The following is a 22,992-nucleotide window of genomic DNA, read 5'->3' as shown; positions in this document are numbered from 1 at the left end:
AGGCATCTTTTTCCAGTTCAGAGCCTCTGTCGATCTCCCTGCCAGGGCGCCTAGAACACCGGGATGATGTCCTCGGGGTCGAGGATGTCGACGTCCACGCCCTCGATGTCGAGCTCGGGGATCGCCGGGAACTCGATGCCCCAGCGTTCCACGATCGTGCGGATGCGGGCCATGGCGACCCGCCAGTTCTCGGCCTGCTCCTCATAGGAGAGCACGCCGAGGCCGCCTTCGCGGGCGTGGTCCATCAGGACGCGGTGGTTGTTCATGAAGTACGGCGGAAGCTCCCAGAAGCCGCCCGGCGGCTCCCAGAGGATCATGGACAGGAAGACGAACCCGGCGCGGAGCTGGCGGGTGATGAGCGAGCGGGTATCGTCGGTGAGGCCGGGCCACTCGTTCTCCAGGATGGTCATGCAGATCTGCAGGTGACGCGACTCGTCGCGGCCGATGCGCTGGAACATCTCGCCGAAGACCGGGTGCCGCGTGCCGGTGGCCATGCCGCGGAAGAGGGTCGAGGCCGCCATCTCGCCCATCATGAAACTGGTGAACAGCACCGGGAGGGTGTACTTGCCGACCGCGGTGTTGTAGCCCGTCCAGTAGCGGCCGCCGTTGTGGTACAGCCAGCCGATGTTGTTGTGCGCCGCCTTCTCCAGGTCGGTGCGCGGGGTCCAGTCGAGCGGCCCGCCCGGCCAGAGCCTGGCGATGGCGCGCTGGCAGCACTCCTCGTGGTTCATCTCGTCCCGGGTGATCGAGAAGAAGCACTTCCTGACCGGGTCCTCCTCGTGCTTCTCGAACGCCTGGATGGTGGCCCGGGCGAAGACCGCCGGGCCGGAGGCGTCGAAGTTGGCCAGCACGGAGAACCAGTACATGATCCCCAGACGCTGCTCGACGGTGAAGTCGGCGGGGTCGAGGCCGTCCCAGGGCAGGTCGGCGGGGTTCCAGAGCATGCGCTTGGACTTCTCGTAGATCGCCGCGAGCTTGGCGGTCTCGACCCGCCACTCCATCGGATAGATGTTGGGCTGCGGGATCTCCGGAGCCGGCCAGAAACCGCCGTCGGGAATCGTCAGGTCCGCCATGTCCCACCCCTTTGTGACACCGTTAGCTCACACACTGCCTCCGGATGTCACATCTTTCAAGAGCGTGCCCGCTGCGTCATGGCCACACATGCCAGTACGGCCAGCGCCGCCCCGATCGTCACCGGCCCGACGCTCTCGCCGAGCAGGAGCCAGGCCCACAGCAGTGTCAGCGGCGGCTGGGCCAGCTGGGTCTGCCCCGCGCGGGCGATGCCGCCCACGGCCAGCCCGGCGTACCAGGGGATGAAACCCAGGAACATGGAGATCAGGCTCACGTAGGCGAACCCGGCCATCGATGCCACACCGGGCCGCAGGTCGGTGCTCAGTGCCAGCACCGCGGTCACCGGGACGGTCAGCGGCAGGGCGACCACCAGCGCGTAGGAGATCACCCGCCAGCCCGGCGTCTCACGGGCCAGGCGCCCGCCCTCGGTGTAACCGGCCGCGGCCGACAGCAGCGCCCCGACCATGAGCAGATCGGCCCCGGTGACGTGCCCGCCGCCCCGGGTGAGGGTGAAGACCGTGACGGAGGCGGCCCCGAGCGCGCAGGCCACCCAGAACAGCGGCCTCGGTCGCTCCCCGGTCCGCAGCACCGCGCAGGCCGCGGTCGCGGCGGGCAGCAGCCCGACGACCACGGCGGCGTGCGAGGTGCTCGTCCCGGAGTCGAGCGCGAGCCCGCTGAAGACGGGGAACCCGAAGACCACCCCGGCCACGATGACGAGATAGGACCTCAGATGGGCCCGGGGCGGCAGGATCGGCGCCCCGGCCGCCACGAGGACCACCAGCGCCGCCACCGCGGCCACCACCGCCCGCCCGATCGCCACCAGGTAGGGGTCGAACCCCTCCATCGCGAAGGCCGTCGCCGGAAGCGACCCCGAGAACGCCAGCACCCCGAGACTCGCCAGCCCCGTCCCCCGCCACGCCGCACCCCCCGGTGCTTGGGAGGGGGCGGAAGCCGCTACTGCGGTCGGCATAGTAGCGCTACTGTTGTATCTCATGGATGACGATAGCAGTATCATCCGGTTGGCGGCCATCCTCCGGAAGGAGGCCGAGCGGCTCAGGCCCGGGGACAGGCTGACGTCGAGCCGGGAGCTGATGCGCTTGCACGGCGTCAGCCCGGTCACCGTGTCGCGGGCCATCGGGCGGCTGGCCGCCGAGGGGCGGGTGGTCACCCGGCCGGGGAGCGGCACCTACGTCGCCCACCGGCCCGCCGGGAGCGGCACCGTCAACGGCTCCGCCGACCTCTCCTGGCAGACGGTCGCGCTCGGCGACCGGGTGGTGGACGACACCGGGATCACCGGCCTGCTCACTCCCCCGCCCGACGGGGTCGTCCCGCTCACGGGCGGCTATCTCAACCCGGACCTGCGCCCGTCGAAGGCGCTCACCACGGCCGCCGCCAGGGCGATGCGCCGTCCCGACGCCTGGGCGCTCCCGCCGCTCACCGGCCTGCCCGAGCTGCGCAGGTGGTTCGCCGGGGAGGCGGGGGGCGAGGTCACCTCCTCCGACGTCCTGGTGGTCAGCGGCGGCCAGTCGGCCCTCACCCACGCCTTCCGCGCCCTGGCCGCCCCGGGCACGCCCGTGCTCGTCGAGACCCCCACCTACCCGGGCGCCCTGGCCGCCGCGCGGGCCGCCGGCCTGCGGGCGACCGCCGTACCGATGGATTCCGACGGAGTACGGCCCGACCACCTCGCCGAGGCCTTCGCCGTCACCGGGGCCCGGGTCTTCTTCTGCCAGCCGACCCTGCACAACCCCACCGGGGCGACGCTCACGCTGGAGCGCCGCGAGCAGGTGCTGGCGGTGGCGAGGGCGGCGGGGGCGTTCGTGATCGAGGACGACTACGCGCGTTACTTCACGACCGCGCCCGTCCCGCCGCCGCTCGTCGCGCTCGACGCCCACGGCACCGTCGTCCACGTCAACTCGCTAACCAAGATCCTGGCCCCGAGCATGCGGGTGGCGGGCGTGGTCGCCCGGGGACCGGCGGCGCACCGGCTGCGGGCGAGCCAGATCGTGGAGTCCTTCTTCGTCGCCCGGCCGCTGCAGGAGACGGCCCTGGAGTTCGTCAGCTCACCCGCCTGGCCCCGGCACCTGTCGGCCGTCACCGCGGAGCTGGCGAGCCGCAGGGACGCGCTCCTGGCGGCGCTGGCCGCCCACCTGCCCGCCGCCGAGCCCCACCTCGTCCCCCGCGGCGGCCTGCACCTGTGGGTGCGGCTCCCGCCCGGCCTCGACGAGGACGCCGTGGTGGAGACGGCCGCGAGGACGGGCGTGCTGGTGAGCCCGGGACGCATCTACTATCCGGCCGAGCCTCCGGGCCCCCGCATCCGGCTGACCCACTCGGCGGCCGTCCACCTGCCGGAGCTGGCCGAGGGGGTCAGGCGGCTGGCCCTGGCCGTCGGGCGCGTGACGGCCGCTCAGACTCCGTGACGGCCCGGGCCCGCGGGTGCCGTTCGCTCCTGCGGGCCTCCCGGAACGCCAGATAGGCCAGATACCACATGGCGATCTCCTTCCAGACACCACCTAAGAAGTTATGACGGTGTCTCAACGAGAGCAACCCCCTATTGCCGTACAGTGGTGGCGAAGAGGTGATCCGCCCCATGCCCAGCCCCGCCGACCTGGTGTGCGACTTCGTCAACACCTATGACGTCGAAAGCGACGCCGACGCCCTGCCCTCCCCCGCCGCGCTCGCCGCGTGGCTCGCCAAGCGCGGCCTGGCGGCCCCCGGCGACGCCGCGGGCGAGGAGGACCTGGAGGTCGCCGTCCACCTGCGCGAGACGCTGCGCGCGGCGCTGCGGCACCACCACGCCCCCGGCGAGTCCTCCGACGGCGCCTCCGACGACGGGGACGAGCGCGACCCCGCCCTCTCCCACGCCCTGGACCGGCTGCCCGTCGTGATCGTCCTGACCTCCGGCGATCCCGTGCTGGAACCGGTGGCGGACGGGGTGCTCGGCGCTCTGGCCAGGATCGCCGCCGCCGTGATGGCGGTCCACGCCCAGGGGATGTGGCCCCGGCTGAAGGTGTGCACCGAGAGCACCTGCCAGTGGGCGTTCGTCGACTCCTCCAAGAACCGCTCCCGGTCCTGGTGTTCGATGAAAGTGTGCGGCAACCGCACGAAGACACGGGCGTACCGGGCGCGCCGCCAGTCGGAGACCGGTTCGCGTCATCCGTGAGGCGGATTCCCCGATACGGTGTAACTGCCTGTCTCACGGGTCGACCCGCCTGACGCCCGCTCGTGCGGCACGAGACCCCCGAGGCAGCGCGTCATGGCGGCGTACGGCAGATAAGGAGCGGGCCGAGATGGCAGACGTAGGCGTGCGGGTGGCTCGGCACGATGATGTCGACGCGGTGACGGGCACCCAGATCCGCGCCTGGCGGTACGGCTACCGCGAGTTCCTGCCCGAGGGACCGCTGGAGCAGATGACCGGTCCGGCCGCCGAACAGATGTGGCGCCGGCAGTGGGACGAGGCGATCGTCAGCCCGCCGACCTCCCGGCACCGCGTGCTGGTCGCCGTGGAGCAGGTCGTCCTCGACACCGACGCGTTCCCCGCCCTCGGGCCCGGCGGGATCGAGGCGCTGGCGGCGATGCAGGGCGCCGAGCGCGTGGTCGGCCTGGCCTCCCACGCCCCGGCCGAGGATCCCGACCTCGACCCCACCACCACCTCCGAGCTGCTCACCTTCCTGGTGGACCCCGACTACGTCCGGCGCGGCCACGGCAGTCGCCTGCTCAACGCCACGGTCGACTACCTGCGCGAGGACGGCTACCGCACGATCGTGACCTGGGTGTTCGCCGACAACCACCCCGTGCTCGGGTTCCTGGAGTCGGCGGGCTGGGGCGAGGACGGCGCCGAGCGGGTCCTGAACATGGGCCGGCCGGTGCGGATGATCCGCCTGGCCACCGACATCAGCTAGCGTCCCCTCCCGGCTCCCGAGAGGCCGGGAGGGCCGCCCGGACATCTCCGAGAGGAAGATCCGCAGCACCATGGCCTCTGTCAGCCAGTGGATCGCCGGCGCCCGGCCGCGCACCCTTCCCGCCGCCGTCGTGCCCGTCGCGGTCGGCACCGGCGTCGCCGCCGGATACGACGGGGCGGTGTGGTGGCGGGCCCTGCTCGCCCTGTTCGTGGCGCTCGCCCTGCAGGTGGGCGTGAACTACGCCAACGACTACAGCGACGGCGTGCGCGGCACCGACGACGACAGGGTCGGCCCCATGCGGCTGGTCGGCTCGGGCGCCGCCTCCCCGCGCGCGGTCCTGACGGCCGCCGTGGCCTGCTTCCTGGCCGCCGCCGTGGCCGGTCTGGTCCTGGTCGTGGTGACCAGGGCCTGGTGGATGCTGCTGGTCGGCGCGGCGTCGATCGCCGCCGCCTGGTTCTACACCGGCGGCTCGCGCCCGTACGGTTACCGCGCGCTCGGCGAGGTCTCGGTCTTCGTCTTCTTCGGCCTGGTGGCCGTGGCCGGCACCACGTTCGTCCAGCTGGAGTGGCTGCCCTGGATCGCGGTGGCCGCGGCGGTCCCCGTCGGGCTCCTGGCCTGCGCGATGCTGGTGATCAACAATCTGCGCGACATCGTGACCGACGGCCCGGCGGGCAAGCGCACCATGGCCGTCGTGCTCGGCGACGCCCGCACCCGCACGCTCTACGCCCTGTGCCTGATCCTGCCGCTGGTCATCTCGCTGGTGCTCGCCGTCTGGCAGCCCTTCGCGGCGCTGGGCGTGCTCGCCGCACCGCTGGCGATCGGCCCGGTCAGGGCGGTCAGGCAGGGGGCCGTCGGCCCGGCGCTGATCGCGACGCTCCAGCAGACCGGCCGCCTCCAGCTCGTCTTCGGCCTGCTGTTCACCGTCGGCCTGGCGATCTGAGCGATCTGAGCCGCCCGCGTCCCGGCCGTGCCCTTCCCTGAGGGCCGCGGTCAGAGGACCCGGCGCATCGCCACGCGGGGGGCGAGCTCGATGCCCAGCTCCCTCTCATGGGCCACCAGCGCGTCCAGCTCCGGCCCCCATTCCGCCGGGTCCAGCACGGCGAAGCCGTGCCGTCCGTACCACGGCGCGTTCCAGGGGACGTCACGGAAGGTGGTGAGCGTGACGGCCGGCACCCCCAGGGAGGCCGCGTGCGCGCACAGCGCCCCCACCAGGCGCCCGCCGACGCCCCGCCGCCCGTGGTCGGGATGGACCGCGAGCTGGTCGAGGTGGACGTTCCCGTCGACCCAGCCGAACATCGCGAACCCGATCGGGGGCTCGCCCGCGACGAGCACCCGCGAGGGGTCGTCGGTCTCCTCGATCATCGTCGTGCCCGCCGGGAAGACGATCCCCACCTGGGCGAACACCCCGTCGGCGGCGCGCTCGACGGCCGCCAGCCCCGGCAGCTCCCCCGCCTTCGCCCAGCGGACCTCAGTCGAAGTCGAAGATGGAGTGCTTGTCATAGAAGTGGAGGATATAGCGGCAGCGCGTGCAGATCATCAGAGTTACCCGGTGGGAGGTGATCCCCCACCGGCTGTCGAGCCGCCCCTCCTCCTGCTGGAACTTCGTGTTGTCACAGAGCGGGCAGGCGAGCTCAGGTCGCGTCATATCCGTATGACGAGCGGCCGGGCGCCGGGAGTTCCGGCTCCGACGGGACCGGCGCGCACGGCCCTCAGAGGTCGAGCAGGTTCTCCAGCCCGACGGTCAGGCCCGGGATCTCGCGGACCCGGCGCACGCCCAGCAGGACGCCCGGGGTGAACGACGAGCGGTTCATGGTGTCGTGCCGGATGGTGAGGATCTCCCCGTCGCCGCCCAGGATCACCTCCTGGTGCGCGATCAGCCCGGCCAGCCGTACCGCGTGGACGTGCACGCCGTCCACGTCCGCCCCGCGCGCGCCGTCCAGCTCCTGGCTGGTCGCGTCGGGCATCGGGCCCATCCCGGCCTTGCGCCGGGCCTCGGCGACCAGCTCGGCGGTACGGCGGGCGGTGCCGGAGGGCGCGTCGGCCTTGTTCGGGTGGTGCAGCTCGACGATCTCGACGGAGTCGAAGTAGCGGGCGGCCTGCTGGGCGAAGTGCATCATCAGCACCGCGGCGATGCCGAAGTTGGGCGCGATCAGCGCGTTGACCCCGGGGTTGGCGTCCAGCCAGCCGCGCACCGTGGCCAGCCGGCCGGCGTCGAAGCCGGTGGTGCCGACCACCGGGTGGACGCCGTGCTCGATGCACCAGCGCATGTTGTCCATGACCACGTCGGGGTGGGTGAAGTCGACCACCACCTCGGCGCCCTTCAGCCCCTCGACCGGGTCGTCCTTGTCGACCGTCGCGACCAGCTCCAGGTCGTCGGCCGCCTCGACGGCCTTGCACACTTCGATACCGACGCGCCCGCGGGCGCCGAGAACTCCTACCCTGATCACGGCCCCAAGGCTATACCGTCCGCCCTCACGGCATCCCCCGGCGGGTGCACGATCCAGGCCGGCGGAGCCGGGGCCCCGGGACGCGTACGGCCCCGGCGCGGGTGCGCCGGGGCCGTGCCGCAGGAGGACAGCGGGAAGATCCGTCAGGTGGACAGCGCCCCGCTGAAGTCCTTGTCCTCGTAGGGGCCGATGACCGCCAGGGTCATCGGGCGGGTGAAGACGTCGCGGGCGATCCCCACGACCTCCTCCGGGGTGACCGCGTCGATCCGCGCCAGGACCTCCTCGACCGAGAGCAGCTCGTCGTAGACGAGCTCACCCTTGCCGATCCGGGACATCCGGGAGCCGGTGTCCTCCAGGCCGAGCACGAGGCCTCCGCGCATCTGGCCCTTGCCGCGGTCGATCTCCTCCTCGGTGATGCCGCCGTCGAGCACCCGGTGGAGCTCCTCCCGGCAGATCTCCAGCACATCGTCGATCTTGGAGGGCAGGCAGCCGGCGTAGATGCCGAACTGGCCGGTGTCGGCGTACTGGGAGGTGTAGCTGTACGTTGAGTAGGCCAGGCCGCGCTTCTCCCGGATCTCCTGGAACAGGCGCGAGGACATGCCGCCGCCGAGCGCCGCGTTGAGCACGCCCAGGGCGAAGCGGCGATCGTCGGTGCGGGTCAGTCCGGTCGTGCCGAGCACGAGGTTGGCCTGCTCGGTGGGCCGGTGCAGCACCCGGATGCCCGAGCGCGGCTCGACGCCCTCGCCGGACACCCTGGGCGGGATCGGCGCGGCGTCGCCGCCCAGGGCGCCGGCCCGCTCGTAGGCGGCGGCGACCAGGGAGACGACCTGCTCGTGGGTGACGTTGCCCGCCACCGACACCACGGTGTGCGTGGGCAGGTAGTAGCGCCGGTAGTACTCCACGATCCGGTCGCGGTCGATCGCGTTGATCGACTCGACCGTGCCGAGGATCGGCCTGCCGATGGGCGTGTCGCCGTACAGCTCCGCGGAGAACTGCTCGTGCACCATGTCCGACGGGTCGTCGTCGTGCATGGCGATCTCCTCGAGGATCACGCCGCGCTCGGCCTCGACGTCCTCGGCGGTGATGAGCGAGGAGGTCACCACGTCGGCGAGCACGTCGATCGCCACCTGCAGGTCCTCGTCGAGGACCCGCGCGTAGTAGCAGGTGTACTCCTTGGCGGTGAAGGCGTTGATCTCACCGCCGATGCCCTCGATCGCCGCGGAGATCTCCAGCGCGTCCCGTGTGGGGGTCCCCTTGAACAGCAGGTGCTCAAGGAAGTGGGAGGCCCCCATGTGCTCGGGGGCCTCGTCCCTGGAGCCGATGCCGACCCACATGCCGACCGCGACGGATCGCACGGTCGGCATGGACTCGGTCACCACCCGGAGCCCACCGGGGAGGACGGTGCGCTGCACGACCCCGGCGCCGTCCCGGCCGGGGTTCAGAGTGGTGGTGATCACGAGTTGCGGTCTTCTCCCCCGCGGTTGCCGCCGCTGCGGGTCCGCACGCGGGTGCGGCGGGGCTTGTCGTCGGCGGACTTGTCGGCGGCGGGCCGGTCCGCGGCCGGGGCGGCGGGAGCGGCGTCCGAGTCGCCCGACTCGGGCGTGCCGGCCTCGCCCTTGGCCTCGGCCTCCTTCTCGACGACCTCGACCGGGACCAGGGAGAGCTTGCCGCGAGAGTCGATCTCGGCGATCTCCACCTGGATCTTCTCGCCGACGTTCATGACGTCCTCGACGTTCTCGATGCGCTTGCCGCCGTGCAGCTTGCGGATCTGGGAGACGTGCAGCAGGCCGTCCTTGCCCGGCATGAGGGAGATGAACGCGCCGAAGGCGGCGATCTTGACGACCGTGCCCAGGTAGCGCTCGCCGACCTCCGGCATGTGCGGGTTGGCGATGGCGTTGATCGCCGAACGGGCCGCCTCGGCGGACGGGCCGTCGGTGGCGCCGATGTAGATGGTGCCGTCGTCCTCGATCGTGATCTCGGCGCCGGTGTCGTCCTGGATCTGGTTGATCATCTTGCCCTTCGGGCCGATGACCTCGCCGATCTTGTCGACCGGGACCTTGATCGTGATGATGCGCGGAGCCGTGGCGTTCATCTCCGCCGGGGAGTCGATGGCCTCCTGCATCACGTCGATGATGGCCAGGCGGGCGCCCTTGGCCTGCTTCAGCGCGGCGGCCAGGACCGAGGCGGGGATGCCGTCGAGCTTGGTGTCGAGCTGGAGCGCGGTGATGATCTCCTTGGTGCCGGCGACCTTGAAGTCCATGTCGCCCATGGCGTCCTCGGCACCGAGGATGTCGGTCAGCGTGACGTACTGGTCGCCCTCGTTGATCAGGCCCATCGCGATGCCCGCGACGATGCCCTTGAGCGGGACGCCCGCGTCGAGCAGCGCCATGGTCGAGGCGCAGACCGAGCCCATCGAGGTGGAGCCGTTGGAGCCCAGCGCCTCCGACACCTGGCGGATCGCGTAGGGGAACTCCTCGCGGGCCGGCAGGACCGGGATGAGCGCCCGCTCGGCGAGGGCGCCGTGGCCGATCTCGCGGCGCTTGGGCGAGCCCACGCGGCCGGTCTCACCGGTGGAGTACGGCGGGAAGTTGTAGTTGTGCATGTAGCGCTTGGTGCGCTCGGGGTTGAGCGTGTCGATCATCTGCTCCATGCGGAGCATGTTCAGCGTGGTGATGCCCAGGATCTGGGTCTCGCCGCGCTCGAACAGGGCCGAGCCGTGGACCCGGGGCACGACGTGGACCTCGGCGTTGAGCTGGCGGATGTCCTTGACGCCGCGGCCGTCGATGCGCACGCCCTCGTTGATCACGCGCTCGCGCATGAGCTTCTTGGTGAGCGTCCGGAAGGCGGCGCCGATCTCCTTCTCGCGGCCCTCGAAGTCGGGGGCGACCTTCTCGGCGGCCAGGGCCTTGACCCGGTCGAGCTCGGTCTCGCGCTCCTGCTTGCCGGCGATGGTCAGCGCCGCGGCGAGCTCGCTCTTCACCGCGCCGGTCACGGCCTCCAGGACGTCGTCCTGGTAGTCGAGGAACAGGGGGTACTCGGCGGTCTCCTTGGCGGCGACCTTGGCCACCTTGGCCTGCGCCTCGCAAAGCACCTTGATGAACGGCTTGGAGGCCTCCAGGCCCTGCGCCACGGTCTCCTCGGTCGGCGCGACGGCGCCGTCGGCGATGAGCTTGAGCGTGTCGCGGGTGGACTCGGCCTCGACCATCATGATCGCGACGTCGCCGTCCTCCAGGACGCGGCCGGCCACGACCATGTCGAAGGTGGCGTTCTCCAGCTCCGAGTGGGTCGGGAAGGCGATCCACTGGCCCTCGATCAGCGCGACGCGCACGCCGCCGATCGGACCGGAGAAGGGCAGCCCGGCCAGCTGGGTCGACAGGGACGCGGCGTTGATCGCGACCACGTCGTAGAGGTGGTCGGGGTGCAGGGCCATGACCGTGGCGACGACCTGGATCTCGTTGCGCAGGCCCTTGACGAACGACGGGCGCAGCGGCCGGTCGATCAGGCGGCAGGTGAGGATGGCGTCCTCGGAGGGACGGCCCTCACGCCGGAAGAACGAGCCGGGGATGCGGCCCGCGGCGTACATCCGCTCCTCGACGTCCACCGTGAGGGGGAAGAAGTCGAGGTTCTCCTTGGGAGCTTTGGACGCGGTGGTCGCGGACAGGACCATCGTCTCGTCGTCCAGGTAGACGACGGCGGAACCCGCCGCCTGACGCGCGAGCCGCCCGGTCTCGAACCGGATGGTACGCGTGCCGAAAGAGCCGTTGTCGATGACGGCTTCACTGCTGTGGACACCCTCCACGGGGGACCTCCTTGTGGTCGGTCACCCGCGTCCGCCCGGGCACGCGTGTCGTGCCAGGGTCGTCTTTGTTGCCGCTTCCCCGTAGGTGCAGCGCCGGTCTTCGATCGAAGCGCCCGGTTCCAGTGGTACGGCATGTGCCGTGATGACCGGGGGCCACTACCGAGGACCGGCCCTCCGACGCCGTGGGGCGCGTTTGCTTGCGGACGCGGGGGCACTTTCTCGGCTATTCAGTTTGCTCGCAGGGACACGTTCCCACGGCGCGACGCGCCGGAACATCCCCCACGAAAGTGGGGGAGCGGCGTGGACGCCACTCCCCCCTCATGCTATCGGCGCAGGCCGAGCCGCTCGATAAGCGAACGGTAACGCTGGATGTCCTTGCTCTGCAGGTACTTGAGCAGACGACGGCGACGGCCGACCAGCAGCAGCAGACCGCGCTGGCTGTGGAAGTCGTGCTTGTTGCGCTTCATGTGCTCGGTGAGCTCGCTGATGCGCTTGCTGAGCAGCGCGATCTGCACCTCGGGCGAGCCGGTGTCGGCCTCGCTCTTGGCGTACTCACTGATGATCTGCTTCTTGGTGGTGGTGTCGAGCGACACGTCTCTCCTTGAACATCTACGGGCACACGTGATTTCGGAAAGCCCGAGCGACCGTGCGTGCCTACAGTCGCCGTGGCGGATCAGCTGCCGGGGGCTACGACACCACCGGTTACAGAGCTGACACGCCAGACTACCATCGGCCCGACTCCCCCGCACACGCCGGAGCCCGCGCACCCCCCGGGCCCGCCGATCGCACGGTCAGGCGGTCAGGCGGCGGGCCTCGGCGACGTCGGCGTTCATCTGCTCGATCAGCGCCTCGATCGAGTCGAACTTGGTGTTGCCGCGCAGCCGGTGGCCGAAGTCGACGGCCACGTGCGCGCCGTACAGATCGAGGTCGTCGCGGTCGAGGGCGTAGGCCTCGACGGTGCGGTCCACGCCCTCGAAGGTCGGGTTGGTCCCCACGGAGATCGCGGCGGGCCAGCGCGCGCCGTCGTAGACGGCCGGCAGGTTGCCGGTCGGGATGCACTGGAGCCAGCCGGCGTAGACGCCGTCGGCGGGGATCGCGGTGAACTCCGGCGACTCGACGTTGGCGGTCGGGAAGCCGAGCTGACGGCCGCGCTGGTAGCCGCGGACCACCACGCCCTCCACCCGGTGCGGGCGGCCGAGGGCGGCGGTGACGCCCTCGATGTCGCCGGCGGCCAGGCGCTCGCGGATCAGCGTCGAGGAGATGGTCTCCCCGTTGCTCACCAGCGGCACGCCCTCGGCCTCGAAGTCGTACTTCTCGCCGAGGTTGCGCAGCGTCTCGACGTCGCCGGCGGCCTTGTGGCCGAAGCGGAAGTTCTCCCCCACCACGACCCCCGCCGCGTGCAGCCGGTCCACCAGCACGGTCTGCACGAACTCGTCGGGGGTCATCCGGGAGAACTCCAGCGTGAACGGCAGCACGCACACGGCGTCGACGCCCAGGGCGGCCAACAGCTCGGTGCGGTGCCTGGCGGTCGTCAGCCGGGGCGGATGCGTGCCCGGCCGGACCACCTCCTCCGGATGGGGGTCGAACGTCACCACCACCGACGGCACCCCGAGCCGGCCGGCCATCGCGACGGCCCTGGCCACCATCTGCTGATGTCCGGTGTGCACGCCGTCGAAGACGCCGATCGTGATGACGGACCTGCCCCAGTCCTCGGGCACGTCGTCCAATCCGTGCCAGCCTCGCACCGCAGCCTCTTCCCTTGTGACGGATCGACCCCTAAAGCCTGCCATGCTCCACCGGCCTTTCCCCAATCGGGGAGTCCCTTGACCGTCGGCGCCCCCTCCGGCCTGGCCGGGAACCGGTCGCCCGCCTCCCGCCGGGCCGCGGCCCGGGCGCCCTCAGCCCACGAACACGGCCAGGGATTTGGCAATCTTGCCCTGCTCCTCGACCAGGGCGATGAGCGTGCCGTCCGGGCCGAAGACCCCGATCGGGCCCTCGCCCAGCCCCGCGGCGGGCAGCCGCCCGCCGTGCGCCACCGTGGCGGCCTCCTGCTCGGTCACGTCGCGGCGCGGGAAGGCCGCGGCGACCGCCTCGGCCATGGGCAGGATGACGCACTCCCGGCCGAGATCCTCGATCGTGCGCGCCATCGACAGGTCGTAGGGGCCGACGCGGGTGCGGCGCAGGGCGGTCAGGTGGCCGCCGGTGCCCAGGGCCGCGCCGAGGTCGCGGGCCAGCGCCCGGATGTAGGTCCCGCTGGAGCAGGTCACCGAGACGTCCACGTCGACCAGGTCGCCCTCGCGGCGCACGGCGACGACCTCGAAACCGGAGACCGTGACCGGACGCGCCTGGAGCTCGACCTCCTCCCCGGCCCTGGCCCGCTTGTAGGCCCGCTCGCCATTGACCTTGATGGCGCTCACCTGCGGCGGGATCTGCATGATCCGGCCGGTCAGCGCCTCGACGCCCTTGCGGACGCCCTCCTCGGTGACCGCCGCCGCGGACGCCGTCGCGACGATCTCGCCCTCGGCGTCGTCGGTGTTGGTGGACTGCCCGAGCCGGATCGTGCCGTCGTAGCCCTTCTCGGTGAGGGCCAGGTGGCCCAGCAGCCGGGTCGCCTTCTCCACGCCGACCACCAGCACTCCGGTGGCCATCGGGTCCAGCGTCCCGGCGTGGCCGACCCGGCGGGTGCCGGCGATGCCGCGCAGCTTGCCCACGACGTCGTGCGAGGTCCACTCGGCGGGCTTGTCGACGATGATCAGCCCGCTCGGCGGCGGGGTTCGCTTGGCGCGAGCCGTACTCATGGGGGAATCCTTCTGCAGAAGCGCGCGCAGCCGCGCCATCGTCTCTTCGACGGGCAGGTGGGAGGTGAAACCGGCGGCCCTGGCGTGCCCGCCGCCGCCCAGCGCGGCGCACAGGCGCGCGACGTCCACCCCGCCCTTGGAGCGGGTGGAGACCTGCCAGGCCCCGTCGTCGTCCTCCTTGAGGATCACGGCGACCTCCGCCTCGTCGACGCGCCGGACCACGTCGATGATCCCCTCCACCGCGTCGTACGGCAGGCCGTGGGCGGCCCGGTCGTCGCGGGTGACGAACGTCCAGACCAGGCCCGCGCCCACCTCGGCCTCCAGCGTCACCCGCGCGAGGACGGCGCTGAGCGCCTTCAGGTAGCCGAACGGCGAGCGGTCCCACAGCCGCCGGGAGATCTCCTCGGGATCCAGGCCCGCACCCACCAGCCGGGCGGCCATGAGGTGCGCCGCAGGGGTGGTGGAGGAGTGCCTGAACGAGCCGGTGTCGGTCACCAGGCCGGTGTACAGGCAGGTGGCGACGGCCTCGTCGACCGGCAGGCCGAGCCTGCGCAGCAGTTCCTCGACCAGTGTGGTGGTGGAGGGCGCCGCGGGGTCGACGAGGTTGACCGTGCCGAAGCCGGGGTTGGACGGATGGTGGTCCACCACGATCAGCTCGCGGGCCTTGCCGGCGTTCTCGGCGAGCACGCCGAGCCGGTCGGCCATGGCCACGTCGAAGGTGATCATCAGGTCGGGCGCGGCCGGGTAGTCGGCGGGCTCGACCAGGAGGTCCTGGCCGGGCAGGAAGCCCAGCAGCCGGGGCACCTCGAAACGGCGGTCGCCGAAGGAGGCCGTCACGCGCCTGCCCGCCGCCCGCAACGCCATGCCGGCCGCGAGCATCGAGCCGAGCGCGTCGCCGTCCGGTGAGACGTGACAGGCGAGGGCGATCTCGTCGGCGGACGAGATCAGTTCGACGGCCCGGTCCCAGTCACGCCCGGGCACCGGACCGTCGTCGCGCAGGTGGGGCGTCACGTTGCCGAGTGTCCCGCGCGGTCTGACGAGTCGTCCGCGTTTTCGGCGGATTCGCCGTCCTCGTCGGGCCGCTTGTAGGGGTCGGCCTCCCCGGCGTACTGGGCGCTCTGCGCCTTCCTGGCGATCTCGGCGTCCTTGGCCCTGGCCTCGGCGAGCAGGTCGTCGAGGTGGCGGGCGTTGTCCGGGAGCGGGTCGTGGGTGAACGTCAGGCTCGGCGTGTGGCGCAGGCCGGTCTGACGGCCGACCTCGGAGCGGATGAGCCCCTTGGCGCTCTCCAGGGCCGCGGCGGAGTCGGCCCGCTCGGCCTCGGAGCCGAACACGGTGTAGAACACCGTCGCGTCGCTGAGGTCGGCGGTGATCCGGGCGTCGGTTATGGTGACGAAGCCCAGCCGCGGATCCTTGATGCGGCGCTCCAGCAGCTCGGCCACGATCTGCTGGATACGGTCAGCGATCTTGCGTGCGCGTGCGGCGTCCACCATCTTCGCTTCCCCCCTTCTCGCGGGCGGCCGGTCACGGAGCCGCTGCCCCGTCTCCGGCCGTCCGTAACTAGTCCTCGTCCTCGTTGTAGAGCCGCTGCCTGGCCGACAGCAGCTCGATCTCCGGGCGACCGGCGACCAGGCGCTCGCAGTCGTCCAGCACACCGGTGCAGTTGGCCGCGGTGGCGGAGACGACCGCGATGCCGATCTCGGTACGGCGGTGCAGGTCCAGATGGCCGGTCTCGGCGACCGCCACCCCCGGGAACCGGCGCTGCACCTCGGCGATGATGGGACGCACCGCGGAGCGCTTCTGCTTCAGCGAACGGACGTCGCCGAGCAGGATGTCCAGTGTCAAGGCACCTACGTACATGGCTGGTTCACCACACGTGCCTTCCCGCGCCCGCGCCGGTGCGGCGGACCGCACCGGCGCGGGCGGGGACGGGCGTCACACGCGCGGCTTCTCCCGCATCTCGAAGGTCTCGATGACGTCGTCGACCTTGATGTCGTTGTAGCCGACACCGATACCGCACTCGTAGCCCTCGCGGACCTCGGTCGCGTCGTCCTTGAAGCGACGCAGCGACGACACGGTGAGGTTGTCGGAGATGACGACACCGCCGCGGATGATGCGAGCCTTGCTGTTGCGGACGATGACACCCGAGCGGACCAGCGCACCGGCGATGTTGCCGATCTTCGGCACCTTGAAGACCTCGCGGACTTCGGCGGTGCCCATCTGGACCTCTTCGAACTCGGGCTTGAGCATGCCCTTCAGGGCCGCCTCGATCTCCTCGATCGCCTGGTAGATGACCGAGTAGTAGCGGATGTCGACGCCCTCGCGCTCGGCCAGGTCGCGCGCCCGGACCTCGGGACGCACGTTGAAACCGATGATGACGGCGTTGTCGTCGGCCATGGCCAGGTTGACGTCGTACTCGGTGATGGCGCCGACCGCGCGGTGGAGCACCCGCAGGCGCACCTCCTCACCGACGTCGATCTTGAGCAGCGCGTCCTCCAGAGCCTCGACGGAACCGGAGACGTCACCCTTGATGATGAGCTTGAGCTCGTCGGCCTGACCCTTCTCCATCTCGCTGAAGATCTCTTCGAGGGTGCGACGCCGGCCGGACTTGGCCATGTCGGCGATGCGCTTGCGGGCCGCCCGCTGCTGGGCGATCTGGCGCGCCATCCGGTCGTCGGTGACGACGATGAAGTTGTCACCGGCGCCGGGCACCGCGGTCAGACCGAGCACCAGGACCGGACGCGACGGGTCGGCCTCCTCGATGGAGTCGCCGTTCTCGTCCAGCATCGCCCGGACGCGGCCGAAGGCCTCGCCACAGACGATCGAGTCGCCGACGCGGAGCGTGCCGCGCTGGACCAGCACGGTCGCCACCGGGCCGCGGCCCTTGTCGAGGTGGGCCTCGATGGCGACGCCCTGGGCGTCCATCGTCGGGTTCGCCCGCAGGTCGAGCTCGGCGTCCGCGGTGAGCAGGACCGCCTCGAGCAGGCCCTCGATGCCGATGTCGTTCTTGGCGGAGATGTCGACGAACAGCGTGCTGCCGCCGTACTCCTCGGCGACGAGGCCGTACTCGGTGAGCTGGGCCCGGACCTTGTTCGGGTCCGCACCCTCCTTGTCGATCTTGTTGACCGCGACCACGATCGGCACGTCGGCCGCCTGGGCGTGGTTCAGCGCCTCGATGGTCTGCGGCTTCACACCGTCGTCGGCCGCGACCACCAGGATGGCGATGTCGGTGACCTTGGCACCGCGGGCACGCATGGCGGTGAACGCCTCGTGACCCGGGGTGTCGATGAAGGTGATCCGCCGCTGCTCGCCCTCGTGCTCGGTGGTGATCTGGTAGGCACCGATGTGCTGGGTGATGCCACCGGCCTCGCGGGCCACCACGTTGGTCTTGCGGATGGCGTCCAGCAGCCTGGTCTTACCGTGGTCGACGTGACCCATGACGGTCACCACCGGCGGACGCGCGACCAGGTCGGCCTCGTCGCCCTCGTCCTCACCGAACTCGATGTCGAAGGACTCGAGCAGCTCGCGGTCCTCCTCCTCCGGGCTGACGACCAGGAGGTTGTAGTCGAGCTCGGCGGCCAGCAGCTGCAGCGTCTCCTCGTTGACCGACTGCGTGGCGGTCACCATCTCGCCGAGGTGCAGCATGATCTGCACCAGCGACGCGGGGTTCGCACCGATCTTGTCGGCGAAGTCCGCCAGGGAGGCGCCGCGCGACAGGCGGATCGTCTGACCGCCGCCGCGGGGAGCCTGCACGCCGCCGATCGCCGGGGCCTGCATGTTGTCGAACTCCTGGCGCCTCTGGCGCTTGGACTTGCGACCGCGGGCCGGGCGTCCGCCCGGACGGCCGAAGGCACCCGCCGTGCCGCCACCGCGGCCACGGCCGCCGCCACCGGGACGACCGGCGAAACCGCCGCCGCCACCGCCACCGGGACCACCGGTTCCGGTGCCGGGACGACCGGCGCCGCCACCGCCGCCGGGACGGCCGGCGAAGCCGCCGCCACCGCCCGGACGGCCACCGCCGCCGGGACGACCGGCACCGCCGCCGGGACGGCCACCGCCGCCACCGGGACGACCGGCGCCGCCGCCGCCCGGACCCGCCGGACGGCCCTGGGGCATCATCATCGGGCTGGGACGCGGACCACCCGGACGCGGACCGGCGACACCGCCGCCACCGCCCGGACGCGGGCCACCGGCGCCGGGACCCGGACGCGGACCGGCCGCACCGGGCGGGCCGGGACGCGGACCGGCCGGACGCGGACCGGCGCCGTCACGCGGAGCGCGGTCCTCACGCGGGCCGCGGTCCTCGCGGGGACCCGGGCGCGGGCCGCGGTCGCCGGGACCGCCGTCACGGCCGCCGGGGCCACCCGGGCCGCCCGGACGCGGCGGACGGGCCTGACCCATGCCGCTGGCGTTCGAGGAGAACGGGTTGTTGCCCGGACGCGGGCCGCGCGGACCCGGACGCGGACCGGGCTTGGCACCGCCGGCACCGGGACGGGGAGCGGAAGGCGCTCCGCCGGGACCGCCCGTGGGACGGCCCTCCGGACGCCCGGCCTCGGGACGACCGCCCTGAGCCGGCCGAGGAGCCGGACCGGGCCGCGGGCCCGGCTTGGGGCCGGGGCCGGCCGGACGCGGAGCGTCGGGACGGGGAGCCTCGAAGCGCGGCGGCTGCACCGGGGACGGCTGCTGCGGCGGCACCGGAGGCTGCTGCTGGATCTGGGGCTGCTGGGCCTGCGGCGCGGGGGCCGCCGGCCGAGGAGCCGGACCGGGGCGCGGACCCGGCTTGGGAGCCGGTCCCGGCCGCGGGACTGAGGTGGGCGCCGGAGCGCCGTTGCCGGCCTGGCTGTCTGCCGGCCGGGGGGCCGCCTGCGGCGGCCTGGGCGTCCTGTTGCCGCCCCTGTCGGACGAGCCCTTGCTCGGCCCGCCCAAAGCTTCCGTGAGCCTGCGGACTACCGGTGCTTCGATAGTCGAGGACGCCGAACGCACGAACTCGCCCATCTCCTGGAGCTTGGCCATGACGACCTTGCTCTCAACACCGAACTCCTTGGCGAGCTCGTATACCCGGACCTTCGCCACTGCACTCCCTTACTCGGCCCGGGAGGCAGTGCCGCCGGACCGTCGTTACGTGAACGTACTCATCGCCGCATGCTCATCAGGCGCTCATAGCTATCTGACCAGCCCATCAACTCGGCGTCCTACATGACAGTTGGCAACCATCTTCACCCGATCCTTTCGGTCTGCAGCCCTTCCAGGTGGCGTCTCACCGGCGACGGATCGAGCGCTCCCGCGGCGCGGAACGCGCGCGGAAACGCCCGACGACGCTCGGCGAGTTCGAGACAGCTCAGGTCGGGATGCAGCGAAGCACCTCTCCCCGGGAGCCGTCGTCGCAGGTCGGGGACGATGACGCCCTCGACCACCACCAGGCGGAGCAGCTCGGAGTAAACCGTGCGAACCCGGCAGCCCACGCATGTTCTCTGCGGGGCAACCTGGTCACCATATTCCAGCTTACCGTGTGGACGCATCTGTGGAACCGGCCGCGTCCCCCGCCTGGGCGTCGGAGCGGATGTCGATGCGCCAGCCGGTGAGCCGGGCGGCCAGCCGGGCGTTCTGCCCCTCCTTGCCGATGGCGAGGGAGAGCTGGTAGTCCGGCACGACCACGCGCGCGGCACGGCCCGCGGGATCGATCACCTCGACACTGGAAACACGGGCGGGCGAGAGGGCATTCCCCACGAACTCCGCCGGGTCCTCCGACCAGTCGATGATGTCGATCTTCTCGCCGTGCAGCTCGGTCATCACGTTGCGCACCCGCGAGCCCATCGGGCCGATGCAGGCGCCCTTGGCGTTGACGCCGGGGCGGCGGGAGCGCACAGCGATCTTCGTACGGTGGCCCGCCTCCCGGGCGACGGCGGCGATCTCGACCGTGCCGTCGCCGATCTCCGGGACCTCCAGCGCGAAGAGCTTCTTGACCAGGCCGGGGTGGGTGCGCGACAGCGTCACCGACGGCCCCTTGTGGCCCTTCTTGACCTGGACCACGTAGCAGCGGATGCGCTCTCCGTGGACGTACTCCTCGCCGGGGACCTGCTCGTTGTGCGGGAGCACGGCCTCGATCTTGCCCAGGTCCACCAGGACCACCCGGGGGTCCTTGCCCTGCTGGATGACGCCGGCCACGAGCTCGCCCTCACGGCTGGCGAACTCGCCGAAATTGATCTCGTCCTCGGCGTCCCTGAGCTGCTGCAGGATGACCTGCTTGGCCGTGGTCGCGGCGATGCGGCTGAAGTTGCCCGGGGTGTCGTCGAACTCCCTGAGCACCTCCCCGCCCTCGCCGATCTCGGCGGCGTAGATGGTCACGTGCCCGGTGTGCCGGTCGAGCTCGGCGCGCGCCTTGGCGGCCGCTCCCTCGGTCCGGAAATATGCGATCAGCAGTGCGTCCTCGATCGCCTTGACGACCAGGTCGAAGGAGATGTCCTTCTCCCGCTCCAGGCTGCGCAGGACGCTCATGTCGATGTCCACGAGGCTTCCCCTTAGCCCTCGTCGCCGTCGTCGCCGTCGTCTCCGGCGTCGTCGCCGTCGTCGTCGGTCTCGTCGAACCGGCGGAACTCCACCTGCACCCGGCCTCGGGTCAGGTCCTGATGGTCGAGGCGGTGCGACACGCCGTCGACGTCCAGATCCACGCCCGTCTCGTCGGCGGCGAGGATCCGTCCCTCCAGGGAGGTGCCGTCCCTCAGGTCGGCCTTGACCAGCCGCTTCACCGCGCGCCGCCAGTGGCGCGGTTCGGTGAGGGGGCGGTCGACCCCGGGAGAGGAGACCTCCAGCACGTACGGCGCCGAGCCCATCGCGTCATCGGCGTCCAGCGCGGCGGAGACGGCTTGGCTGACCTCCGCGACGTCGTCCAGGCTCACGCCGCCGTCACGGTCGACGACGACGCGCAGCAGCCGCCGCTTACCCGCCGGAGTGACCGTGACGTCCTCCAGGTCGAGCCCTTCGGCTTCGACGACGGGCTCTAGAAGCTTCATCAGGCGGTCGCGGGATGTGGCGCTGCCCATGTCGACCTCCCATTGTCACGATCTGCGCGGGCGTCCCTCGCCCGCGCGGTCCACCAGCCTATCCACACCAGGGCGTAGAAAGAGCGCCACTCGGTGTGGCGGGGCCGACCAAGAAGCGCGATGACTGCCATTGTGAACCCGTACGATGCTAGATGCGTCAGCAACCACCCTAGACCGGAGGTCGTCCGTGCGTTCCCTCTCCCGGCGCACCCTGCTGGGGGGCGGCGCTCTCGGCGTGGCCGCCGCGATGGTCGCGGGATGCTCCGCCGAGCAGCCCGAACCGGCCGCGTCCGCGCCTCCCGACCCGGAGACCGTGCTGCTGCGGCAGCTCATCGCGGACAAGGAGCAGACGATCGCGCTCTACGCCTCGGCGTCGTCGAGTAAGCTCGTCCCCTTCCGGCAGCGGCACGAGGCCCACCTCGCCGAGCTGCGCAGGCGTCTGCCCGCCGACGGCCCGGCGTCCTCTCCGGCGCCCTCCTCGCCGGTCCCGTCGTCGGGGGGTCCCGCCTCCTCGCCGACCCCGGCGCCGGAACCGGCGGTCTCCGTGCGCGAGCTGCGCGACCTCGAACGCAAGGCGGCGGCCCTGCGCTCCCGGCAGGTCGCCGACGTCTCTCCCGCGCTGGCCCAGCTGGTGGCCTCCATCGGCGCCTGCGAGGCCGCCCACGCCACGGCTCTGTCGAGGGCCCTGTGAGGTCCGAGCAGGGACTCGGCACGGCCCTGGCCGCCGAGCACGCCGCCGTCTACGCCTACGGGGTCATCGCCGCCAGGACCACGGGCAGGCTGCGGGCCACCGCGACGAACGCCTTCAACGCCCACCGCGCCCGCCGCGACCGGCTCCGCGCGCTGATCACCACGCGCGGCGGCACCCCGGCCGAGCCGGGCGTGTCCTACACGCTGCCCGTCACCCCCTCCACCGCGGACCAGGCCGTCGAGCTGGCCGTGCTGGTCGAGGAGAGGGTGACGACGGCCTATCTGGAGCTGGCCGCCTCCGAGGACATGTCCCTGCGGCGGATGGCCGCGCTGGCCATGCAGGAGTGCGCCACCCGGTCGTACGGCCTGCGCCCGTCGATCGACGCCTTCCCCGGCATGCCCGAGACCGCCGTCCCCGCGCCGGGCACGCCCGCGCCGACGCCGACGCCGGCGTCCTCCTCCTGACCGCGGGTCGCGAGGGCGCGAGAGCTGGGGCAGAATCTCCCGGATGCAGATGGGATTGACCGCGGTGGCGGATGTCGACTGGTCCCGGTTGTTCCACGCCTACGGCATGGCCTCGGACACCCCCGGCCACCTGCGGGCGCTGGTCGGCGACGACGAGGACGCCCGGCGGGCCGCGGTGCTCCACCTGGGCGGCGCGGTGATCCACCAGGGGACGCCCTGGACGGTCACCCCTCCGGCGGCCCTGGTGGTGGCGGGCCTGCTGGCCGATCCGCGGACGGCCAGGCCGGTCGCCGACCCGTTCTCCGGGAGGGACTCCGGCGGAGAGTCCGCCGTCAAGCCGCTCCGCGTGATCCTGCTCGGCTTCCTCCGCGAGGTGGCCGAGGCGGCCCGGCCCGGCGTCCCCGAGGACGAACTGCGGGCCGCGGCCTACCCGGCCGGGCGCGAGCCGGACATCCCCGCGCTCGCGCGGCGGATGTTCGCCGTGGACGGCTGGGGCGACGAGGACGCCGACGCTGAAGACGAAGACGAAGAGGACGCCGACGAAGAGGACGCCGACGAGGACGAGGAGGAGTGGGACGAGGAGGTCGCCGACGCGGCCGTCGCCCGGGCCACGTTGGATCTGCGCGCGATGCTCCCCGGCCTCGCCGCTCCGGTGGCCGCCTGCCTCGGCGACGACGACCCACGGGTGCGCGACGGCGCCGCCGAAGCCCTCGCCGCCATCGAGGCGGTCACCGCCGGATAGGACCGCTCCCGGCCCGCGCCCTCTCCTCCCGCGTTCCTTTGCCC

At 72.0% G+C, this 22,992-nt stretch carries 23 protein-coding genes and 1 pseudogene; 7 read left to right on the top strand and 17 right to left on the bottom strand.

The genetic code is table 11. The annotated features are described in order from the left end of the window. Window positions 1-50: 50 nt before the first annotated feature. Both Psi01_RS12575 and Psi01_RS12570 read right to left on the bottom strand, forming a co-directional pair. Window positions 51-1,073, bottom strand: a complete 1,023-nt coding sequence (locus Psi01_RS12575; RefSeq protein WP_204064151.1) for a hypothetical protein — start codon at window positions 1,071-1,073, stop codon at window positions 51-53. A gap of 56 nt (window positions 1,074-1,129) precedes the next feature. After that, on the bottom strand, window positions 1,130-2,041 hold the full coding sequence (locus Psi01_RS12570; protein WP_275424521.1) for a DMT family transporter: 912 nt from the start codon (window positions 2,039-2,041) through the stop codon (window positions 1,130-1,132). Window positions 2,042-2,081: 40 nt separating this feature from the next. Between Psi01_RS12570 and Psi01_RS12565 the strand changes: the two genes are divergently transcribed. From Psi01_RS12565 to Psi01_RS12550, 4 genes are all read left to right on the top strand, one after another. Next, window positions 2,082-3,488: an aminotransferase-like domain-containing protein gene (locus Psi01_RS12565; RefSeq protein WP_239127576.1), complete on the top strand. Its 1,407-nt coding sequence runs from the start codon at window positions 2,082-2,084 to the stop codon at window positions 3,486-3,488. A gap of 170 nt (window positions 3,489-3,658) precedes the next feature. Further along, complete coding sequence (locus Psi01_RS12560) at window positions 3,659-4,231, top strand: CGNR zinc finger domain-containing protein (RefSeq protein WP_204064148.1); 573 nt, start codon at window positions 3,659-3,661, stop codon at window positions 4,229-4,231. Between the two features lie 127 nt (window positions 4,232-4,358). After that, entirely contained in the window at window positions 4,359-4,970 is a 612-nt protein-coding gene (locus Psi01_RS12555; RefSeq protein ID WP_204064147.1) for a GNAT family N-acetyltransferase, read from the top strand. A gap of 70 nt (window positions 4,971-5,040) precedes the next feature. Continuing rightward, entirely contained in the window at window positions 5,041-5,910 is an 870-nt protein-coding gene (locus Psi01_RS12550) for a 1,4-dihydroxy-2-naphthoate polyprenyltransferase (protein WP_204064146.1), read from the top strand. 50 nt (window positions 5,911-5,960) lie between these two features. Here Psi01_RS12550 and Psi01_RS12545 read toward each other — a convergent pair whose 3' ends face one another. From Psi01_RS12545 to rimP, 15 genes and pseudogenes are all read right to left on the bottom strand, one after another. Next, a complete protein-coding gene (locus Psi01_RS12545; protein WP_204064145.1) occupies window positions 5,961-6,470 on the bottom strand; it encodes a GNAT family N-acetyltransferase in 510 nt (169 codons plus the stop codon). Continuing rightward, the gene (locus Psi01_RS12540) at window positions 6,439-6,615 is read right to left on the bottom strand and encodes a hypothetical protein (protein WP_204064144.1); all 177 of its coding nucleotides are present in this window, start codon (window positions 6,613-6,615) and stop codon (window positions 6,439-6,441) included. Before Psi01_RS12540 ends, Psi01_RS12545 begins: the two co-directional genes overlap by 32 nt. 64 nt (window positions 6,616-6,679) lie before the next feature. Then, entirely contained in the window at window positions 6,680-7,417 is a 738-nt protein-coding gene (gene dapB / locus Psi01_RS12535; RefSeq protein ID WP_204064143.1) for a 4-hydroxy-tetrahydrodipicolinate reductase, read from the bottom strand. Window positions 7,418-7,560: 143 nt separating this feature from the next. After that, complete coding sequence (locus tag Psi01_RS12530; protein ID WP_204064259.1) at window positions 7,561-8,871, bottom strand: M16 family metallopeptidase; 1,311 nt, start codon at window positions 8,869-8,871, stop codon at window positions 7,561-7,563. Further along, window positions 8,871-11,216 carry a polyribonucleotide nucleotidyltransferase gene (locus Psi01_RS12525; RefSeq protein ID WP_204064142.1) on the bottom strand — a complete coding sequence of 782 codons (2,346 nt, stop codon included), beginning with the start codon at window positions 11,214-11,216 and terminating at the stop codon, window positions 8,871-8,873. The genes Psi01_RS12530 and Psi01_RS12525 overlap by 1 nt, the downstream gene beginning before the upstream one ends. 323 nt (window positions 11,217-11,539) lie before the next feature. After that, window positions 11,540-11,809, bottom strand: a complete 270-nt coding sequence (gene rpsO, locus Psi01_RS12520) for a 30S ribosomal protein S15 (protein ID WP_204064141.1) — start codon at window positions 11,807-11,809, stop codon at window positions 11,540-11,542. Window positions 11,810-12,007: 198 nt separating this feature from the next. Continuing rightward, entirely contained in the window at window positions 12,008-12,961 is a 954-nt protein-coding gene (locus tag Psi01_RS12515) for a bifunctional riboflavin kinase/FAD synthetase (RefSeq protein WP_204064140.1), read from the bottom strand. 153 nt (window positions 12,962-13,114) lie between these two features. Beyond that, on the bottom strand, window positions 13,115-14,014 hold the full coding sequence (gene truB / locus Psi01_RS12510) for a tRNA pseudouridine(55) synthase TruB (protein WP_204064258.1): 900 nt from the start codon (window positions 14,012-14,014) through the stop codon (window positions 13,115-13,117). 33 nt (window positions 14,015-14,047) lie between these two features. Continuing rightward, a pseudogene (locus tag Psi01_RS12505) lies at window positions 14,048-14,995 on the bottom strand (DHH family phosphoesterase); the annotation flags it as partial. Between the two features lie 26 nt (window positions 14,996-15,021). Beyond that, entirely contained in the window at window positions 15,022-15,504 is a 483-nt protein-coding gene (gene rbfA / locus Psi01_RS12500; RefSeq protein ID WP_204064139.1) for a 30S ribosome-binding factor RbfA, read from the bottom strand. Between the two features lie 67 nt (window positions 15,505-15,571). After that, on the bottom strand, window positions 15,572-15,871 hold the full coding sequence (locus Psi01_RS12495) for a DUF503 domain-containing protein (protein WP_203873188.1): 300 nt from the start codon (window positions 15,869-15,871) through the stop codon (window positions 15,572-15,574). 75 nt (window positions 15,872-15,946) lie between these two features. After that, window positions 15,947-19,084, bottom strand: coding sequence for a translation initiation factor IF-2 (gene infB / locus Psi01_RS12490; protein WP_204064138.1), 3,138 nt, complete (start codon window positions 19,082-19,084; stop codon window positions 15,947-15,949). Between the two features lie 143 nt (window positions 19,085-19,227). Then, window positions 19,228-19,530: a YlxR family protein gene (locus Psi01_RS12485; RefSeq protein WP_204064137.1), complete on the bottom strand. Its 303-nt coding sequence runs from the start codon at window positions 19,528-19,530 to the stop codon at window positions 19,228-19,230. Then, window positions 19,514-20,518 (bottom strand): transcription termination factor NusA, encoded by a 1,005-nt coding sequence (gene nusA, locus Psi01_RS12480; RefSeq protein WP_239127564.1) that lies wholly within the window; start codon window positions 20,516-20,518, stop codon window positions 19,514-19,516. Before nusA ends, Psi01_RS12485 begins: the two co-directional genes overlap by 17 nt. An 11-nt stretch (window positions 20,519-20,529) precedes the next feature. Continuing rightward, on the bottom strand, window positions 20,530-21,051 hold the full coding sequence (gene rimP, locus Psi01_RS12475; protein ID WP_204064136.1) for a ribosome maturation factor RimP: 522 nt from the start codon (window positions 21,049-21,051) through the stop codon (window positions 20,530-20,532). 187 nt (window positions 21,052-21,238) lie between these two features. Here rimP and Psi01_RS12470 point away from each other — a divergent pair, with 187 nt between their 5' ends. From Psi01_RS12470 to Psi01_RS12460, 3 genes are read left to right on the top strand one after another with little or no spacing between them, the layout of a single operon-like run. Then, entirely contained in the window at window positions 21,239-21,742 is a 504-nt protein-coding gene (locus Psi01_RS12470; protein ID WP_204064135.1) for a hypothetical protein, read from the top strand. Continuing rightward, entirely contained in the window at window positions 21,739-22,206 is a 468-nt protein-coding gene (locus tag Psi01_RS12465; protein WP_204064134.1) for a ferritin-like domain-containing protein, read from the top strand. Before Psi01_RS12470 ends, Psi01_RS12465 begins: the two co-directional genes overlap by 4 nt. Window positions 22,207-22,249: 43 nt before the next feature. Then, window positions 22,250-22,948, top strand: a complete 699-nt coding sequence (locus Psi01_RS12460; protein ID WP_204064133.1) for a hypothetical protein — start codon at window positions 22,250-22,252, stop codon at window positions 22,946-22,948. Window positions 22,949-22,992: the final 44 nt, after the last annotated feature.

The organism is Paraplanobispora siamensis (genome assembly GCF_016863175.1).
In the GTDB taxonomy this organism is placed as follows: domain Bacteria; phylum Actinomycetota; class Actinomycetes; order Streptosporangiales; family Streptosporangiaceae; genus Planobispora; species Planobispora siamensis.
The sequence above is the reverse complement of the archived record's forward strand: the minus strand, read 5'-3'. Positions and strand labels throughout refer to the sequence as shown.

Bases quoted from the DNA above. Each gene is read 5' to 3' on its own strand.
- Psi01_RS12550 (WP_204064146.1), top strand. From the start codon at position 5,041: ATGGCCTCTGTCAGCCAGTGGATCGCCGGCGCCCGGCCGCGCACCCTT.
- Psi01_RS12460 (WP_204064133.1), top strand. From the start codon at position 22,250: ATGCAGATGGGATTGACCGCGGTGGCGGATGTCGACTGGTCCCGGTTG.
- rimP (WP_204064136.1), bottom strand. From the start codon at position 21,051: ATGGGCAGCGCCACATCCCGCGACCGCCTGATGAAGCTTCTAGAGCCC.
- Psi01_RS12485 (WP_204064137.1), bottom strand. From the start codon at position 19,530: ATGCGTCCACACGGTAAGCTGGAATATGGTGACCAGGTTGCCCCGCAG.
- Psi01_RS12495 (WP_203873188.1), bottom strand. From the start codon at position 15,871: ATGTACGTAGGTGCCTTGACACTGGACATCCTGCTCGGCGACGTCCGT.
- Psi01_RS12575 (WP_204064151.1), bottom strand. From the start codon at position 1,073: ATGGCGGACCTGACGATTCCCGACGGCGGTTTCTGGCCGGCTCCGGAG.
- Psi01_RS12545 (WP_204064145.1), bottom strand. From the start codon at position 6,470: ATGACAAGCACTCCATCTTCGACTTCGACTGAGGTCCGCTGGGCGAAG.
- Psi01_RS12560 (WP_204064148.1), top strand. From the start codon at position 3,659: ATGCCCAGCCCCGCCGACCTGGTGTGCGACTTCGTCAACACCTATGAC.
- rbfA (WP_204064139.1), bottom strand. From the start codon at position 15,504: ATGGTGGACGCCGCACGCGCACGCAAGATCGCTGACCGTATCCAGCAG.
- truB (WP_204064258.1), bottom strand. From the start codon at position 14,014: ATGAGTACGGCTCGCGCCAAGCGAACCCCGCCGCCGAGCGGGCTGATC.
- Psi01_RS12555 (WP_204064147.1), top strand. From the start codon at position 4,359: ATGGCAGACGTAGGCGTGCGGGTGGCTCGGCACGATGATGTCGACGCG.
- Psi01_RS12570 (WP_275424521.1), bottom strand. From the start codon at position 2,041: ATGCCGACCGCAGTAGCGGCTTCCGCCCCCTCCCAAGCACCGGGGGGT.
- Psi01_RS12540 (WP_204064144.1), bottom strand. From the start codon at position 6,615: ATGACGCGACCTGAGCTCGCCTGCCCGCTCTGTGACAACACGAAGTTC.